This is a genomic window from Proteiniphilum sp. X52 (genome assembly GCF_003712195.1).
Taxonomy (GTDB): Bacteria; Bacteroidota; Bacteroidia; order Bacteroidales; family Dysgonomonadaceae; genus Proteiniphilum.
The window spans coordinates 106,954-123,844 of sequence record NZ_RDSD01000008.1 but is presented as its reverse complement, the minus strand read 5'-3'; the positions used below and the strand labels follow the sequence as shown (position 1 = coordinate 123,844).

Sequence of the window (16,891 nt, the reverse complement as noted above, 5' to 3'; positions counted from 1 at the left end):
TTCACTCTTCATTCTTCATTCTTCATTCTTTACGCATTCCAGAATACTATGCCCCAATCCGATATTATCATGAATCTTATCGATCTTCAGACCGGCTTTTTCAATAATTCGCATCATATCCCCGGAATAGTACATTTTACTGTTTCCATTTGCCATGGCAGTGAAATAAACACTGGTCTGGGTCAGGCAGAATGCCGAAGTCTCAAACCGTTGCCGGTCCCAAAATGTTTCCATCACGAACAGGCGGGTATTTCGGGTCATGGAATTCGCCGCACGGGAAACAATGCTGAAAACCTGTTCCTCCGAAAAACAGTCCAGGAACTGGCTCATCCAGATGGCATCAAAAGGGCCGGGAAACGAAGTTTCAGTATCCAATAAATCGGCCGGATATCTGTGAATACGATCAACCTCCGGCAGATGTTCTGTTTGTGATTCCATCAACCCTATCTGCTGTGGTAAATCCATGATGGTAACCTGTACATCGGGCGAATGATATACACATTGCAATGACCAACGACCGGTATTTCCCCCCACGTCGAGCAACGTTTTGGGCGAATGGGCAAAAACCACTTCAAGCGCCTGGGGAAATGAGTTGTCGGAATAAAAATGATCGAACCCGAACCAGCTTTTCTGCACCTGGTCAGGTAGCGACGAAAGTCCTTCATAAATGGTCGGCCAGTCACCAAAAACTTTCAATCCTTCAGGTTTACCGTTCAACAAAGCTTCTTCAAGCGAAAAGAGCCCCAGATAATTCACATCGTGGTTGAAGCTCATGTTCACTTCAATCATCGGATCGGTAAGGAAAAACCAACCCGTCTTACTTAGGTGAAAGCGTTCATCTTTCAGCAGAACCGTTCCGGCAGTAAGTGACGACTCCAATAAGACCTGTGCCGCATAACGTGAAATTCCCACCCGTTCAGCCACCTCATCCATAGTCAGCCCGCTATCGCTCTCACGCAAAAGCGAAAAAATTCCGAATTTGCGCATCAGTCTGGCAACCTGAAAGACCACCGGCGCAAATGCGATCAAATGTGCCATCCGTTGCGCCTCAGAGGCTGTAAGATGGTCGCTTTCATAAGCTTGTTTTAGTGGCGCTTCTAATTTCATTATTTTCTATTATCGAAAAATATAAATCTTCATAAAAATAGTCATCATATTCACCTCATTTTCCCCAGAACCGGTAATAGTTGAACCATTGGTGCGGATATCTTTGCACAATGGTTTCGAGTGCTTGCACGTATTGTTCCAAAAGCCGGAATTCAGGTTTTGATCCGGAACCTCCAGGCACAGATTCGGCTATCCGGAAATGAAATTTATATTTCATCCCCCACTCACGCATGGAAAAATAGAAAATTACGGGAACCTGTAAGCGTGTAGCCAACAGAAAAGGGCCAATGGGAAAACGGGCTGTTTTACCGAGAAACCCGACTTCAGCAGTCTGTGTATTTTCTAAAAAACGGTCACCCTGAAAACAGATATATTCATGACGGTCGAGTATAGCTTTCGCCCGGAGGATATTCGATAATCCGTCCGTTTCATCAAGGGGGAGCACGTTATAGTTGCGGCTTTCACTATGCTGCTCAAGCATTTCTTTGATTTTCCGGTACTCGGCATCGAGCATGGCTATATGCATTTTCTTACCGTATTGATCAAAAAAAGGGGCTCCTATTTCCCAGTTCCCGACATGCGCACTCACCATGATAGCCCCTCTCTCCTGATTCAGAATTTCCAGAAAACGGGAATACGATTCATCAAAAACAAACTGATACCGGTCTTTTTTTCCTGCCGAGACAGCTACTTTATCAATCAATGTCTGTCCGAAACGATAATAATTCGCAAACAGGAAAAGGAACGATTGAAAGGCGCCTTTCTTCAAAATATTCCGCGCGTACCACCATGATGCCGCAGTAGCTTTCGGAGCAAAAGGAATGAAATAGACAACGACAAAAGCCAAAAAAACATACGCGAACCGCACTCCCAATCGGTCAATCAGAAAAATAAAGAAACCATAACCGAAAGAGCCTCCACGCGTTTTTCCGCTCCATTTCTTGTCGTTATTGTCGCCCATTCATTTTTGATTCTATAAACTCATAGAAGTCTTGAAAAGTGGCTATTTCCCTGAAATCAGTCGCTTTGGGTGTGAAGTGAAAATTTTGCTCTATCAGCACTACCATATCCACCAGATCGAGACTGTCCAGATCGAGCGTTTCCATAAGGTGTGCCTCGGGCGTAATTGTCTCGATATCCACTTCGAACTCCTCTGCAAGATTTTCGTTAATGAGTTTGATAAGTTCCTTTTTATCCATGATTCAATATAAGATGATTGCGTTCATTAAAATCAGTCGTTTTCTTACTTGAATTTCCTGATTACCAACGATGAATTAGTACCTCCAAAACCAAATGAGTTCGATAGAAAAGTGTCGAATGAATGATGAATTGTCTCTGTCGCAATGTTAAGCTCCGGGGCATCATCATCTGCCTGTTCAAAGTTGATGGTCGGAGCGATAAAATTATTTTGCATCATCAACATCGAATAGATCACTTCGCTCGCACCCGCCATCCACATCTCGTGGCCGGTCATCGCTTTGGTAGATCCCACATAGGGTTTATGATCGCCAAAAACGGCATCGATCGCTTTCGCCTCATTCAGGTCGCCTACCGGCGTAGAAGTAGCGTGTGCGTTGAGGTAACCGATTTCTTCAACCGAAATGCCGGCATCGCGTATCGCCATCTCCAGAGAACGTTTCGGACCATCCACATTGGGTACGGAAATGTGGTTCCCATTGGATGAAAACCCATAACCCGCCACTTCGGCAAGGATGGGTGCTCCCCGTCTGGCCGCCGACTCGTAACTCTCAAGAATAACGGTGGCCCCACCACCGCTCGGCACTAATCCGTCGCGGTTTCTATCGAACGGGCGGGATGCTTTTGCCGGTTCGTCTTCGCGTACCGAAAACGCTGAAAGCCCGTCAAAACTGCCTATGGAAAACAGATTCACCTCCTGTGCCCCGCCGCACACAATGCAATCCTGAAGACCATGTTTGATAAGCAGGTAACCTATGCCAATAGCGTGCGAACCACTTGCGCAAGCCCCCGACACAGTAAAATTTATCCCTTTCAACTTAAATATAACCGACAAGTTCATTGTGATGGTAGAGTTCATACTCTGAAAGATAGAACCTGAACCCACCAACGCGGTATTTCTTTTTTGACGAATGATATCGCAGGCCTCAATAACCGGTTGAGCGGAACTGTCGTTACCGTAGAGGATACCTACTTCATTATTTTCCAGAAAATCATTGTCGATCTTTGCCTGTTGAAAAGCTTCTAAAGTAGCCACGTAAGCATATTTTCCCTGTTCGGGAATCCCTGCACGCTGACGGCGGTCGAGTTGAGTTTTCAGGTCGGGCACTTCGAGCAGACCCGTGAGGCCCGAACGAAAGCCAAATTCTTTGCGTACTGGATCAAACCCGATACCCGATTTCCCTTCATATAAAGATTGACGAACTTCGTCTTTGTTTTTTCCGATACAGGAATAAATACCCATTCCCGTGATAACTACTCTGTTCATATAATGAATTGACGATTACGTATAAATCCCCCCGTTGATTGAAATCACTTCGCCCGTGATGTAAGCGGCTTCATTGGAAACAAGAAATCCGACCAGGGACGCCACCTCTTCAGGCGTCCCGAATCTTCCGCAGGGGATCATTTTTTTCAGTTCGCTTTCATCCAAATCGTGTGTCATATCCGATTTGATGAAACCCGGCGCCACCGCGTTCACAGTAACTCCTTTTTTTGCCACTTCCTGCGCAAGCGCTTTGGTTCCGGCAATCACGCCGGCTTTGGACGCGGAGTAATTTGTCTGACCCGGCATGCCTTTTATACCGGACAAAGATACAATATTCACAATCCGGCCAAAACGTTTCACAAGCATATTCTTCACCAAAAGGTGTGTTATATTATAAAATCCGTTAAGACCGACATTGATCACGCTGTCCCATTCGTGTGGTTCCATCCAAAGCATCAGGTTGTCTTTACGGATACCGGCATTGTTGATAAGCACTTCGATATAATGGTCGGGATGATTGGTTGCCCATTGATTAAGCGCTGCTTCCACCTGTTCGCGGTCAGCTACATCAAAACGGATCAATTCGCCATCGGCACCCGCATTACGGACGGCGTCCAAGGTCTGTTCCGCTTCCCGCAGACTGTTGTTATAATTAATCAAAACGCTGTAACCCATTGATGCCAGGCGAATGCAGATTGCCCGTCCGATGCCCCGGCTTCCGCCCGTTACGAGTGCATATTTTGTCATGATACAATCCTTTTGGTTTTCAGATATTCAACAATCCGGTTAATATCTTTGTATCTGGGTTTATCATCCACAAATGTAGGAAAAAAACTTCTTATTTCATGATAAATGTCCTGACTTTTTGGGGATAACTTCTCCACCGCCTGCAAGCAATCAATAGCCTGAACAATAGCCATATAATGAATTGCCATTACCTGAAAGCCATTTTCGATAACCGTCTTGGCGAGCAACGCAGAGTTGGTCCCCATACTTACGATATCCTGGTTGTCGTTATTGTTGGGGATGCTGTGCAGATACATCGGATAAGAAAGGGTCTGGTTTTCAGCTGTGGTCGAGGTAGCGGTAAACTGCATGGCTTGCATCCCATAGTTGAGTCCGAGCGTGCCAAGATTGACGAACGGAGGAAGAATTTCATTCACTTTATCATGCATCAGGTAGTTGAGCTGACGCTCCATCAGCATAATCATTTTGGTGACGGCGATTTTCAGTTTATCCATTTCGAAAGAGATATAATCGCCATGAAAATTCCCACCATGATAGATATTTTCCGAAGAACAATCTACGATGGGATTGTCACTCACCGAATTAAGTTCATCTATAATCACTTTCCGGGCAACTTTCAGTGTGTCCCACACAGGTCCGAGCACTTGCGGCACGCACCTGAGCGAATAATAGGGCTGCACTTTCTGTTTGAAATGCGAAGCTTTTGTACCGTTATAGAGTTCTTTCTTACGGTTTCGGAGCAATTTGCTATCCTTAAGCCACTCGCGCATAAACGCTGCCGTCTCGACCTGGCCGTTATGCCGCTTAACACCATTAAGTTCAGGTGCCAGAAAATCGTCGTATGATTGGGCAATTTCATTCATCATGGCTGATGCCACGAGTGCGTGGTGGAGCAGTTTCCTGGCAAGAATGAGATTGACCAGTCCTACGCCGGTCATCATAGATGTACCGTTTGTGAGCGCCAGTCCTTCACGAATATGCAGCTTGAACGGCTCTATACCGGTTTGACTCATCACATCAGCCGTGGGATGCAATTTGCCATTGAAAAATACTTCTCCTTCACCGATCAGTGCAAGCGCAATGTGTGCCAACTGGACCAGATCACCGCTGGCCCCTACGCTTCCGTGTGAGGGCACATAAGGGCAGATATCGAAGTTGATAAAATCGATCAGCAGCTGGATCAGTGCGGGATGAATGCCGGAGTAACCCTGGGCAAATGTGCACAGTCGGTCTATCATTGCCGATTTCACGTAAACGGGCTCAATGGGTGACCCCGTCCCTACAGAGTGACTCCGGATGATATTATACTGAAGCTGATTAATCTCCTCATCCTTGATGTGGTATTGAGCCATTGGACCGAAGCCGGTATTGACACCATAAATCACTTTATCGATGGAAAATTCTTGTAAGAAGTGAAAACTTTTTGTAACCTTGTCTTTTAACTTTGATGACACTTCTACTTTTGCGCCACCAAAGAGCAACTGCTCAATTTCATCTATATCAACACCTTTATCACTTATTTCTACAATTTTTAACGGCATACATGAAGAAGTTCTAATTGCCCACAAAAGTACTCAATTTTTTCGGGATGTCAAATAACGATTCCACAAAGGAAATTTGTATTTTTGCACTCACTCGTTTCACACACTGGCATCACCTATTTGTAAAACTGACTCAATTTTGAAACTACTTCCTACATATATTTTCTATTTCCTCATTCTGATTTTCTGCTTTGCAGTACCATCCCTCCCGTCGCAGGCACAGCAATCCGGATTCATCCACGGGGTTGTGGTAGACAGCATAACCGGGGAGCCGGTCTCGTTTGCCTCGGTACAATTGGAAAACACCACTATCGGTACCGCCACGGATATCGACGGCTATTTTAGCATGAGATACTTATCTGGAAGCCGGAAGATTATAATTTCATCCATTGGCTTTGAAACGAAAACCGAGACATTGCCGGAGCGAATCGGCACAGGAGAGATTATCCGGATCCGCCTCAATCCATCTACCATCGGACTTACCGAGGTAGTGGTAAGCCCCGATAACCCGCGTTATTCGCGTAAAAACAATCCGGCGGTGGAACTCATGAAGCAGGTGATTGCAAACAAAGAACAAAACCGAATAAAAAACATCCCTGGGATAGAGTATGAGCAATATGAAAAGTTGACGCTTTACTGGGATAATTTCAAACTGGAAAACCGTTTACTGAAGAAGAACTTCGGATTTATCGAGAATCATCTGGATACTTCTATTTTCACCGGTAAACAGGTATTGACCCTCTCGATGCGTGAAATACTGAGAAATGTGCGTGCCGATAACATCTCCGGCGGTCTGAAAAAAAACATTGTTGCCAGACGAAGCGAAGGAGTGGAAGAAACATTTAACGACGGATCAATGGATGTTTTTCTCGAGCAGGTGTTCCGGGAAGTAGATATCTACGATGACAATATCGAGGTCCTGCTCAATCAATTCGTCAGCCCCACCTCATCGGCATTGGCTACGCTTTATTACAAATTTTTTATCCAGGACACATTGACAATTGACAATATCCGATGTGTGAACGTGGCATTTTTCCCGTTCAATCCTGAGAGTTACAGCTTCAACGGAAATCTCTACATTGCTATCGATAACCATTTTGCCATCAAGCGGGTCGACCTGTCCATACCGAGAAACCTGAACATCAATTTCCTCGAAAATTTACGGGTCATACAGCATTTCAACCTGCAGGAAAACGGATTATGGACAAAAGAAAAAGAAGATGTATACACCAATTTCGCCATGAGCAATTTTCTCACCAAAGTGTATGCACATCAGGTCCGTTCGTACCGCTATATTGAAAACGGAGAGATGGTTTATCCGGAAAAAACAGATGAAGCGTTCTGGCAAGACCACCGGCATGTAGCGCTGAAAAGGGTCGAATCCGATTTACCCAAGCTAATGGATGAACTGCAGGACGTTCCTATGTACAGGAGATTTGAGAAATTCCTTGAAATAATCATTACAGGCTACATCAAAACATCAAACGAACGGCAGTCAAAAAGTAAAATCGACATTGGGCAGGTGTGGACATTTTATGGTTCCAACCCCGTCGAAGGACACCGCCTGCGGCTCGGCGCCATGACCACGGCACATTTTCATTCCCGCATTTTTCTTTCGGGATATGGCGCCTACGGATTCAAAGACCAAAAGTGGAAATATTCGGCTACCGCCGGCTATTCTTTTGTAAAAAAACAAAACTACTGGCAGGAGTTTCCACGCAACGATCTATCGTTCACAACCGAATACGACCTCTATTCATTGGGTATGCAAATGAACGACGCCCTGAAAGACAACCTGTTCGTGGCGCTTGGCACAGCCGGGATCTCCAACCGAAGTTATCAGCACCGGTATAAACTGGCATACACCGTCGACTGGATGTCGGGACTGGGCGTTTCAGCATGGTGGAAACACACCAAAGACACACCTGCCGGCGCATTGGAATATCGTTTACAGGTTAACGAAAATGAACTGATAGATATTCCCGGTTTCACATTATCGAAAGTGGGAGGCGAGATTTCATTCGCGCCGGGGATGCAGGATTATGGTGCGAACAGGGGCGGACGCAACGCCAAAATAAATTTCATCAACGACAACATCCAATTGAAACTGATGCATGAATATGCCTATCGTGGATTTTTAGGTGGTGATTATGCCTATCATCAATCACAGGCAACTGTTTCAGACAGGATTTGGCTGTCGTCGTTCGGCCATATCGACGGCTATGTCTCCGCAGGGAAAGTATGGAATCAGGTGCCATTCCCAATGCTTGCCAGTCCGGAAGTGAATCCGTCCGTCTTTATGGAAAAAAACCGGTTTCACTTGATACAACCGTTCGAATTCGTATCGGATGAATATATTGCCTTGCACACAAGTTATTTCCTGAAGGGATGGATCCTGAACCGGATTCCGCTGATCAAAAAGTTGCAGTTACGTGAAGTGGTGACATTCAGTGGTTACTACGGTAACCTGACCGATAAAAACAATCCGGCGAAAACTCACGGTTTGTTCGTCTTCCCCCAATCCGCACACCCTTTGCATGGCGACGTGTATGTGGAGGGAAGTGTGGGGGTGGAAAATATTTTCAAGGTTTTTCGCGTGGATTATTTCCGCCGCTTCACTCATCTCGATCTGCCCGGAGCAAAAAAACAGGGCCTAAAAATAGGCTTCCGGTTCGCATTTTAGCCTGCCGAAAGCCCATTTTCGATATTTCACGATAACACTATTTTACATTTTTCATGGCTGATAGAAGCGCGCCTGCCCAAAAATTGCGAAGACCGAAACCACGCGCTTTACCGGCAGTCTCTTGTTGAAAGATAATCTCCTTGGTATCCTGATCAAAGACCACGAAGGTGAATGTGCCGCGGTTGGCCGTCTTGTTGAGCAACCCGGCAACAATCACGGCGCCATATTGGCTGTCACCTTGTTTCTCAATCTTCGCGACCACCTGTTCAATATCGGCATCGGTAACAACATATCTGTTATCGTCCGTAAATAATTCACCGCGCGGGATATTGTCCACATCCTGCTTCAACTGCCTGTTAAAAAGCTCGTCACTCTTGACGCCGAACGTATTGCGCGCACTATACTTTTTAGGCTCCGACTCAAATAAATCATTAATCCTTACAAACGCATCCAGGAATTGATGGGCAGTCTCCTCTGCGCCGTAAACCTTTGCATACGAAAAGTCAACACCATAGAAACTCAAAGAAGCAATATCTTTTAAATCTTTCTTTTGAGCGCTCGCGTGATGTAATGTACCCATACAAAGCAAAATGATTGTTGTCAATACGATTTTTCTCATGATGAAGAATGTTTTTAGTGAGACACTTCAAATACATTGTTTTATACGGCAAAGATAGTAAGTAATGATCGAAATTGCACACGCTCATTCGAGGGGGCCGGGTCTCTTTAAATTTTATTAACTTTGCTCATGCAACATTTATCTTTTTCCTCCATCTTATAGGAAACATGAAGGCCTGCTTGGCAGGCAGGCTTTAAGCAACAACAAACAGAAAATTTCGGATCACTTTCGTCTTAAAAATTCACGTATGAAAAATCTATTGCTACTACTCCTTCTCTGTTTTTTCATGTCCGCAAAAGCGCAACGCGATTCCCAATTCCATATTGGACTAGAGTCCGGAGGGTTTGCCTTGGAGGGAAAGATCGACGACCGATGGGATTTCCGCCAACCGACAGACTATCAACCCGCATACCGGTATTATCACGGAAGTGAAAAGGCTTACGGAGAGGGAACGCTTTTCTATGTGGGTATCAAGCCGCAACTGGCCCTCTGGAACGATCGAATCACACTCGCTTCCGGAGTGCGATATATCCATGTGCAAGAGAGGATCACATCCGGATCAAAAACCTATCCGCTTTTCCTGTATAGTACCTCCCGGGAAGGGATTGACCTGTTTCGCGTGAATGGGATAGACGAGTCTCTCGGCTATCTGACCATTCCCATGGAAGTCAACCTCGCAGTGATCGGGAACCGCCATGTGTGGCATATTTATGTGAAAGGAGGTGTCCAAGCGGGAATGAAAATACATGGGAAAACAGAAATAGACTTTGTCTCGGACAAGCTGGATAAATACAATGACGAAGTGCTTGCCGGCATAGGCAAAGCCCCTGCCTCCTTTTTCTCTGACGTCTACACCAGTATCGGTGTGCGTTTTATTCTCCGGAACGCAATGCGCCTATCACTCGATTTTCCCGCATTTCATTCCATTCTCTCAAAAGGCAACTTCTCGTTGCTCAATTCTCAAACATTCCCGGGCATGCAAGTCACGATCTCTACCCCAGTAAACTTTTTCTCCACGAAGTAAAAATCATAAAAAATCACAATATGAAACGAGCATGATAATTGTTCTCACACAAGAGCACGATTAAAAGCGAGTTCCATACGATACCTTTTAAATAAATAATTATAATCGTATGAAATACATCCGTTTCTTTTCTTTAATCCTTCTTGCGGTCGCGGGAGGATGTTCACGCGGTTTTGATTATCGCATCTCAAACTCTGTATTTATCGAAGACACGGACAACCCGGGCCTCCCCGTCTATTCCGAAAAGGGATACAACAGTTTCGGTGTCTATTGGGGGTTATCGCTGTGGACCACCCAACTGCCGCATGATCCGTCAAAAGTAGTGATTGATAATGATTCCTGCCATATTCATCTTTCGGGGTCTGTCGGTTCAAACCTTCATACCTTGGTAATATCGTTTCCGGAGTACACCCCCGCCACTTTTGCCGAACTTCTCTCGCTGAACGGCAAAGATTTCGATCTGCCGGGACAGGAGTGTGCCATTTCCCTGCTCTACGGTAACCGCCCGATGAATTTGAAAATACTTTCAGGATCATTTACGGTGAAACGCGCCCAGAAAATGTTTATAGACAAGGAATTGGAGAGTGTGGTACTATCGGGCACATTTTCATTCAAAGCCACCATTGACGGAGTAGCGGAAACATTTTCCAACGGGCGTTTTGATATGCGATTCGGGAATGAGAATTTTTACTACCTGCGGAAGGATTGAGCCCACCTTGCCGCCGGGATTTGCTCATCTTTCATGCGCCGTCCCTTGCCGGTTGGCTGTTTCCATTTTATAGAGCCGGTCGTTGGGACGGATTTTCTGACAGGTCCTGATGGAAAAGTGGTCTCCTTTCACCGCTTCGGGAACGGTGGCAAGATCTACCCTGATATCATCGGCAGTGATAAAGATGGCACCGGTGGTAGGTCCTGTGATTAATAGCTCATCTCCCGGTTTTACCGATTGGGTTTCCACCAGGAACTCTGTTACGCCGAGTTTGCCGAAATGCTTGACGGCTTTCCCAACATACACTTTTCGTTTGGTGGCACCCGATCCGTAGCGGTGTGTCCACTCTCCCAACCGTTGCCCGAGGTAATAGCCGTCCCAGAATCCACGGTTGAAGACGGTGGAAAGGCGCCCATTCCAGTCGTTTACCTTCTCTTCGGTGTATGTGCCGTCACAATAGGCCTGCACAGCCTCCTTGTAACATGAGGTCACCACCCGCACATATTCCGGCCCCCTTGCACGCCCTTCAATCTTGAATACCCGCACCCCGGCATCCATCATTTTGTCCATGAAGTGAATGGTCTTGAGATCTTTGGGAGACATGATGTATTCATTATCGATCTCCAACTCTATCTCGCTGTCCCTGTCCTTCACGATGTATGCCCGGCGGCAGATCTGGTTGCATGCGCCCCGGTTGGCGGAAAGGTCCTTTTCGTGCAGGCTGAGGTAACACTTCCCGGAAACCGCCATGCACAAGGCACCGTGACAGAACATCTCGATACGGATCAATTTACCCGAAGGTCCCTTGATTTGCTGGTCGACTATATCCCGGTAAATGGAAGCCACCTGATCCATATTCAACTCGCGTGCCAGCACCACCACATCGGCGAACTGCCCGTAGAACTTCAACGACTCGGTATTACTAATATTCAATTGGGTGGATAAGTGCACCTCCACTCCAACACTCCGGGCATACATCAACACCGCCACATCGGCCGCGATGACCGCCGACAGATTCGCCTCCTTCGCCGCATCCACCACCTTTCGCATCAGTTCCATGTCGTTGTCGTAGATGATGGTGTTAACCGTAAGATAGCTTTTTATATGATGATCGCGACAAATAGCCGCGATGTTGTGCAAATCGGCAATGGTGAAATTATTGGAAGATTTGGCGCGCATATTCAACCCTTCGATGCCGAAGTAGATGGAATCCGCACCGCCCTGTATAGCCGCCGTCAGCGATTCATAAGATCCTGCCGGCGCCATTATTTCATAATCGTTGATATCCTTCATCCGTAAGCTGTAACTTGAGAATACAAAGGTACAAAAAATCAGCCAATCAGATAAAACATGCAACGGATGCAACTCCTGCGAGCACATCCGTTCACCATTATCACTCTTGGATCATTTCCCTGACAACCTCAATCACATGAAGAGGATGTCCGTTCCATATCCGTTTATGACTTTTTCAACAGTACCTCTTCGATAGCCTGTTTGAAAGCATCTTTCGGAAGCGCGCCCTGTGCCATCTGCGGGGCTTCGTCCATCGGCACAAAGAGCAAGGAGGGAATACTCCGGATACCGAATTCGGCAGCCAACTGCTGTTCAGCCTCGGTATCCACTTTGTAGATATAGATTTCACCATCATACTCGCCGGCTAATTCTTCCAAAATGGGAGAAATCATTTTACACGGGCCGCACCAGTCAGCATAAAAATCGATAATACAGGGTTTATCTCCAAGATAGACCCACTTGTCGGGACTTTTTTCCAAATCGGCCACTTTCGTTAAAAATTCGGCTCTTGTCAACTGGATTGTCTTTTTTGTTGTTGTCATATTATTTTCTGTTTTTGTTATATGTGTGCTCAAATTTGTTTCCGCACTCTCCGAAGAGTTTTTCCGCGCGGTGTTGCCGCATGACGACAAGACAAATACCAGGATTGCCGCCGCCATTAAAAAATTCGTTTTCATTGCTTGATATTTTTAGTCATTTTCTTTGAAGTCATTCTCTGACATATCCTTTACACCCTCCAGTCTCTTATCTTTCGAGAAGAGGTCGAAAAGAAGATATCCAACCAGTGCCCCGTAAATCATCATCCTATAGGGATTGGAAGTGATAGGACAGGTTCCGCTCAAACATCCCACGTAATGGTAATAAATATAACCCACCATTGCGCCGACGAATATTCCGGCTATCCTCAACCAGTGTTTCTTAAAAAAACCTTTCATCATATTTATATTATTTCCTGCTAAAATCTCCAATTTCTTACTTCAGATTCATACTCCGCAACTTTTCACTTCTCGGCCTCTATCATTTATTGCGCAAAACACATTATCCTACCCATTTTTTCAACATTCCTCCTTATTCTCCGCACAACGCATAATACATTTCAACACATTCGAGAATCGCTTATCACTAAGCGAATAGAAACTGTTCTTTCCTCTTTTACGACACCGGAGTATCCCTTTTGCCCTCATATCTGTCAGATGGTGCGACAGCAGCGATTGCTCACAATCCATTTGCGCCATCAATTCAGTCACCGACTTTTCTCCGGCTTGAGTAAGCTGCATAATCACACACAGACGGGTTTCATTAGCCAGTGCCCTCAAAATATATGCCGCCTCCTCAAATTGGGAACGATCTATTTTATTTCTTTCCAATACAACGGTTCCTTTCTCCATTTTATCTTACTGAAATTTCAAACAAATATATGAACATATATTCATTCGTTTTTGTTCACCAAAAGTACAACACTTTTTCTCATTCACAAAATTTATCGGGTTATTTTATTAAGAATGAAGAGTGAAGAATGAAGAATGAAGAGTGAAGAATGAAGAGTGAAGAATGAAGAATGAAGAATGAAGAAGCCCAATTCCAAGTTCCAAGTTCCCAGTTCTAAGTTCCCAGTTCCAAGTTCTTAGTTCCAAGTTCCAAGTCCCCAGTTCTAAGTTCCCAGTTCCAAGTTCTTAGTTCCAAGTTCTTAGTTCCAAGTTCCAAGTCCCCAGTTCCAAGTCCCCACTGGCTCATTAAAACACTTTAATATAGTAGGTCAGTTTCGCCTCAATCACACGGGAGGCCGAACGGGAAAAGTAGGCATCTTCGGTACGACGGTTGGTGAAAATATCACCCAGCCCGAAATAGTAGCGTCCCTCCAGGTCAAAATTACCAATACCGGTTTTCAACTCCATCCCTATTCCGCCGACTAAGCCATAATCTATCGGTTTCAGTGGATATATCCCCTCATACTGCATCCCGATACTTCGTTCGGGATTTTCAGCCCTCCTTGCCTCCAGATCGTCCGCCAATGCCTGGCTCATCTTCTGGCTATGGCCCACCAACAGAGATATCTGCGGTCCGAGATTCAGGATAAAGCGTGCTTTTTTTCCGGCATAGATGTGCGTCATAAATGGCATTTCAACATAGTTCAGCGTCCTGCTGTAAGAAAAATCGGAAGCCGGATCGAATTCCTCTTCCCAGCCACGTTGCGCATAGTTGACCTCCACAACAATTCCCAGGTTTTTTTCAGAAATATATTTCGCCGAGACACCTCCAAAGATTCCCTGCTTGAAGCCCGACGGCACAGCCGGCACAAAATCCACTTTCGAGAAAAGGGGGCCTCCTCCGGCACCAATATACAATTCGCCTTTGAATGTCTCCTTCTTCTGGGCATACAATGGGGAAGCACCGAGAAAGAGTAAAAAACACACAACCAAGGGATTAAGAAAGGATTTCATCGGTTTTGTCGGTTTTGATGATTGGGCTATTCCCGGTTACTACCCAGGATTCGACATTCTATCGGCTTTTATCCGTCTTGATGATTCGGCCGTCCGTACCATAATTAATCAGATACAATCCGCTATTAATGAAACCGCCCCAATTATTGGGTCGCTCGAAATAGAACGGAAATTGCAATGAATTCACATTCACCCGTTCGATATTTTGTTCGAAATTATGGCCATATCTATGCAAGGCCGTCAGAAAAAACAGCCCCGTATCGTATCCCCACATACCGTAGTTGGGGAATGTTTCCAGAAGATCCCTGCCGTACCATTTGCGGAAATTGGCCTTGAATGCTTCCACGTCACGGCTTTGCCCATTGGCAAAGAAAGGCGCGAAGATATAAGTGTCAAACTGGCTGTAATCTTCTTTCAGGTCAGAATAGGCCTGCCAGTCAGGATAACCGAACAGACGAATGGGAAACCCGGAATCTGATTCCATCGTCTTCTTCAACTCGTCCGTTATCTGACGCAGCAGTCCGGAGTCACCGCCGGTAGGCACGATAACATTCTCCTTATTCCTGCTCAGCGACGCAAGGATTGTGCCACCAAGTGTCGTTGTGGCGTTCAGCGTCTCGTATCTGACATTATTCTTGCGAAGATCGTTTTGCAACAAGGAAACGAACTCGTTTTTATCATTTCCTCCTCCCCGCACAAAGATGATGTGGGCATTGCGGTACATCTTCAGGAAAACAGAAGAGGCTTTCGTGTAGGTCAGGTGCTGCATCGGATTTACCTGAAATATATTTCCGTTGTTTAACACCTCTCCGTTACTCTGCGAGAACGGCACCACATATTTCATATTGTGGGATATTGAGAAATCGGAAAGGATCTTGATTTGCGCATCACTTACCCCACCGATAATCAGATGGAGCGATTGCATCTCTGTTGTAGCGAGCAAACTCTGCAACTTCTTCGTGTCATCCCCCTTGCCGATCTCAAAAACATACAACTCTATCGTGGCCCCGTCGTTTTTCATTTTTTCCACCGCCAGCAAAAAACCCTCGTAATACTCCTGCAGCCGCAGGTGGGACCCCTTTGTTTCATCCAGGAAAGGCAACAGCAACCCCACTTTGATCACATTCACCCTCTCCGAGGGAATAGGTTGGCTAAGTAATCGGTTGGCTTCATTTGCATTCGATCTGGAATCATCTTCGACGAGACTCCTTTTCACAGGAACAAGCAACTCCATATTGGTTTTCAGTCCTCCCGAGAGCATGGGATTCAACCGTTGGATCTCCTGAACTTCCACGTTATACCGTTTTGCGATACTATAGAGGGTTTCGCCCCTGTTGACTTTATGGATAATATTGGTGGTCTGCTCTTCATAGGGCAAAATCACCTCATAGGATTCGAAAAAAGGAATGCGAATGGTCTTCCCGATCTGGAATGTCTCAACCGACAACCCGGGGTTTGCACTCATCACATCCTCCGGCTTCAAGGAATAGGTTCTCGATACGGAATAAAGTGTCTCTTTAGGGAGTATGGTATGGTAACGATAGTTTTCTTCCTTTTCCTGACTGATAACACGGCGTTGCGGGATAATAAGCACCTGGCCTTCGGCAATCCCTTCCCTAGCTCCCGGGTTAAGACGAAATATCTCATCCACGGTAGTATGATACATCTTGGCAATACCATACACTGTTTCCCCAATGACCACGGTATGTTGAAAGGCCGTATTCTGGTCTGCCGGCGGCGACTGGGGGGAACGGAAAGACTGGAGGGACGAGGGCGACTGGGGAGACGAGGGGGACTCGGGCACGTTTGAACGCGGCGAAACGGACGCACCCCGGCTTCCGCCCTCCCGGGCGACCGGGATTAATAGCTTCTGACCATTTTGCAGACCTCTCTCCGCCCCGGGGTTATGACGCAGGATATCGGCTACTGATACCGAAAATGTGCGCGAAATGGCATAGAGCCCTTCTCCCGATTGAACATTGTATTCATAATAAGTCTGCCCGTTCACTTCCACTGTCTTGTAGTTCAGATCCTGTGCCTGAAGCGAAAAAAGTGACATGCTTAAGAAAAGAACAACCGAAAATATTTTACTCAGAATAAACCTGTTATGCATCTTTAGTTTCAATTTATATGAGTTGTATATACAACTTTTAACGCACAAAAATAGAAATATTATTTGGATTTATACTTTACGGCGATGAAATGCAATGAACCGTTTGACAGTAATTATAACAATTTAAACACAATTAGGTTTGTTGTCAGA

Annotated in this window: 16 protein-coding genes; 3 read left to right on the top strand and 13 right to left on the bottom strand. The window is 45.7% G+C overall.

What is annotated here, in order from left to right:
• Positions 1-15: 15 nt before the first annotated feature.
• Genes D7D25_RS08580 through hutH form a run of 6 tightly spaced genes read right to left on the bottom strand, consistent with a single transcriptional unit; the run spans position 16 to position 5,859 of the window.
• On the bottom strand, positions 16-1,107 hold the full coding sequence (locus D7D25_RS08580) for a class I SAM-dependent methyltransferase (RefSeq protein WP_122968547.1): 1,092 nt from the start codon (positions 1,105-1,107) through the stop codon (positions 16-18).
• Between the two features lie 55 nt (positions 1,108-1,162).
• On the bottom strand, positions 1,163-2,068 hold the full coding sequence (locus tag D7D25_RS08575) for an acyltransferase (RefSeq protein ID WP_122968546.1): 906 nt from the start codon (positions 2,066-2,068) through the stop codon (positions 1,163-1,165).
• Positions 2,055-2,306: an acyl carrier protein gene (locus tag D7D25_RS08570; RefSeq protein ID WP_122968545.1), complete on the bottom strand. Its 252-nt coding sequence runs from the start codon at positions 2,304-2,306 to the stop codon at positions 2,055-2,057. The genes D7D25_RS08575 and D7D25_RS08570 overlap by 14 nt, the downstream gene beginning before the upstream one ends.
• 44 nt (positions 2,307-2,350) lie before the next feature.
• Positions 2,351-3,571 (bottom strand): beta-ketoacyl synthase, encoded by a 1,221-nt coding sequence (locus D7D25_RS08565; protein ID WP_122968544.1) that lies wholly within the window; start codon positions 3,569-3,571, stop codon positions 2,351-2,353.
• A gap of 15 nt (positions 3,572-3,586) precedes the next feature.
• The gene (gene fabG / locus D7D25_RS08560) at positions 3,587-4,318 is read right to left on the bottom strand and encodes a 3-oxoacyl-ACP reductase FabG (RefSeq protein WP_122968543.1); all 732 of its coding nucleotides are present in this window, start codon (positions 4,316-4,318) and stop codon (positions 3,587-3,589) included.
• Positions 4,315-5,859 (bottom strand): histidine ammonia-lyase, encoded by a 1,545-nt coding sequence (hutH, locus tag D7D25_RS08555; protein ID WP_122968542.1) that lies wholly within the window; start codon positions 5,857-5,859, stop codon positions 4,315-4,317. Before hutH ends, fabG begins: the two co-directional genes overlap by 4 nt.
• Positions 5,860-5,998: 139 nt before the next feature.
• Here hutH and D7D25_RS08550 point away from each other — a divergent pair, with 139 nt between their 5' ends.
• A complete protein-coding gene (locus D7D25_RS08550) occupies positions 5,999-8,542 on the top strand; it encodes a DUF5686 and carboxypeptidase-like regulatory domain-containing protein (protein WP_158602580.1) in 2,544 nt (847 codons plus the stop codon).
• Between the two features lie 37 nt (positions 8,543-8,579).
• Here the strand turns inward: D7D25_RS08550 and D7D25_RS08545 are convergent, their stop codons facing one another.
• A complete protein-coding gene (locus D7D25_RS08545) occupies positions 8,580-9,161 on the bottom strand; it encodes a hypothetical protein (protein WP_122968540.1) in 582 nt (193 codons plus the stop codon).
• Positions 9,162-9,408: 247 nt separating this feature from the next.
• Here D7D25_RS08545 and D7D25_RS08540 point away from each other — a divergent pair, with 247 nt between their 5' ends.
• Entirely contained in the window at positions 9,409-10,185 is a 777-nt protein-coding gene (locus D7D25_RS08540) for a hypothetical protein (RefSeq protein ID WP_148038895.1), read from the top strand.
• Positions 10,186-10,294: 109 nt separating this feature from the next.
• Positions 10,295-10,894, top strand: a complete 600-nt coding sequence (locus D7D25_RS08535; RefSeq protein ID WP_122968538.1) for a hypothetical protein — start codon at positions 10,295-10,297, stop codon at positions 10,892-10,894.
• Positions 10,895-10,918: 24 nt separating this feature from the next.
• Here D7D25_RS08535 and D7D25_RS08530 read toward each other — a convergent pair whose 3' ends face one another.
• From D7D25_RS08530 to D7D25_RS08505, 6 genes are all read right to left on the bottom strand, one after another.
• Entirely contained in the window at positions 10,919-12,187 is a 1,269-nt protein-coding gene (locus D7D25_RS08530) for a peptidase U32 family protein (protein ID WP_122968578.1), read from the bottom strand.
• Positions 12,188-12,351: 164 nt separating this feature from the next.
• Positions 12,352-12,846, bottom strand: a complete 495-nt coding sequence (gene trxA, locus D7D25_RS08525) for a thioredoxin (protein WP_221407986.1) — start codon at positions 12,844-12,846, stop codon at positions 12,352-12,354.
• A 30-nt stretch (positions 12,847-12,876) separates the two neighbouring features.
• Positions 12,877-13,125, bottom strand: a complete 249-nt coding sequence (locus tag D7D25_RS08520; RefSeq protein WP_221407985.1) for a DUF6132 family protein — start codon at positions 13,123-13,125, stop codon at positions 12,877-12,879.
• Positions 13,126-13,242: 117 nt separating this feature from the next.
• Positions 13,243-13,575 carry a helix-turn-helix transcriptional regulator gene (locus tag D7D25_RS08515; protein ID WP_122968535.1) on the bottom strand — a complete coding sequence of 111 codons (333 nt, stop codon included), beginning with the start codon at positions 13,573-13,575 and terminating at the stop codon, positions 13,243-13,245.
• A gap of 345 nt (positions 13,576-13,920) precedes the next feature.
• Positions 13,921-14,628, bottom strand: a complete 708-nt coding sequence (locus tag D7D25_RS08510; RefSeq protein WP_255417236.1) for a porin family protein — start codon at positions 14,626-14,628, stop codon at positions 13,921-13,923.
• 58 nt (positions 14,629-14,686) lie between these two features.
• Entirely contained in the window at positions 14,687-16,687 is a 2,001-nt protein-coding gene (locus tag D7D25_RS08505) for a LysM peptidoglycan-binding domain-containing protein (protein ID WP_221407984.1), read from the bottom strand.
• Positions 16,688-16,891 lie beyond the last annotated feature (204 nt).

Bases quoted from the DNA above. Each gene is read 5' to 3' on its own strand.
- D7D25_RS08580 (WP_122968547.1), bottom strand. From the start codon at position 1,107: ATGAAATTAGAAGCGCCACTAAAACAAGCTTATGAAAGCGACCATCTT.
- D7D25_RS08575 (WP_122968546.1), bottom strand. From the start codon at position 2,068: ATGGGCGACAATAACGACAAGAAATGGAGCGGAAAAACGCGTGGAGGC.
- D7D25_RS08570 (WP_122968545.1), bottom strand. From the start codon at position 2,306: ATGGATAAAAAGGAACTTATCAAACTCATTAACGAAAATCTTGCAGAG.
- D7D25_RS08565 (WP_122968544.1), bottom strand. From the start codon at position 3,571: ATGAACAGAGTAGTTATCACGGGAATGGGTATTTATTCCTGTATCGGA.
- fabG (WP_122968543.1), bottom strand. From the start codon at position 4,318: ATGACAAAATATGCACTCGTAACGGGCGGAAGCCGGGGCATCGGACGG.
- hutH (WP_122968542.1), bottom strand. From the start codon at position 5,859: ATGCCGTTAAAAATTGTAGAAATAAGTGATAAAGGTGTTGATATAGAT.
- D7D25_RS08545 (WP_122968540.1), bottom strand. From the start codon at position 9,161: ATGAGAAAAATCGTATTGACAACAATCATTTTGCTTTGTATGGGTACA.
- D7D25_RS08540 (WP_148038895.1), top strand. From the start codon at position 9,409: ATGAAAAATCTATTGCTACTACTCCTTCTCTGTTTTTTCATGTCCGCA.
- D7D25_RS08535 (WP_122968538.1), top strand. From the start codon at position 10,295: ATGAAATACATCCGTTTCTTTTCTTTAATCCTTCTTGCGGTCGCGGGA.
- D7D25_RS08530 (WP_122968578.1), bottom strand. From the start codon at position 12,187: ATGAAGGATATCAACGATTATGAAATAATGGCGCCGGCAGGATCTTAT.
- trxA (WP_221407986.1), bottom strand. From the start codon at position 12,846: ATGGCGGCGGCAATCCTGGTATTTGTCTTGTCGTCATGCGGCAACACC.
- D7D25_RS08520 (WP_221407985.1), bottom strand. From the start codon at position 13,125: ATGATGAAAGGTTTTTTTAAGAAACACTGGTTGAGGATAGCCGGAATA.
- D7D25_RS08515 (WP_122968535.1), bottom strand. From the start codon at position 13,575: ATGGAGAAAGGAACCGTTGTATTGGAAAGAAATAAAATAGATCGTTCC.
- D7D25_RS08510 (WP_255417236.1), bottom strand. From the start codon at position 14,628: ATGAAATCCTTTCTTAATCCCTTGGTTGTGTGTTTTTTACTCTTTCTC.
- D7D25_RS08505 (WP_221407984.1), bottom strand. From the start codon at position 16,687: ATGTCACTTTTTTCGCTTCAGGCACAGGATCTGAACTACAAGACAGTG.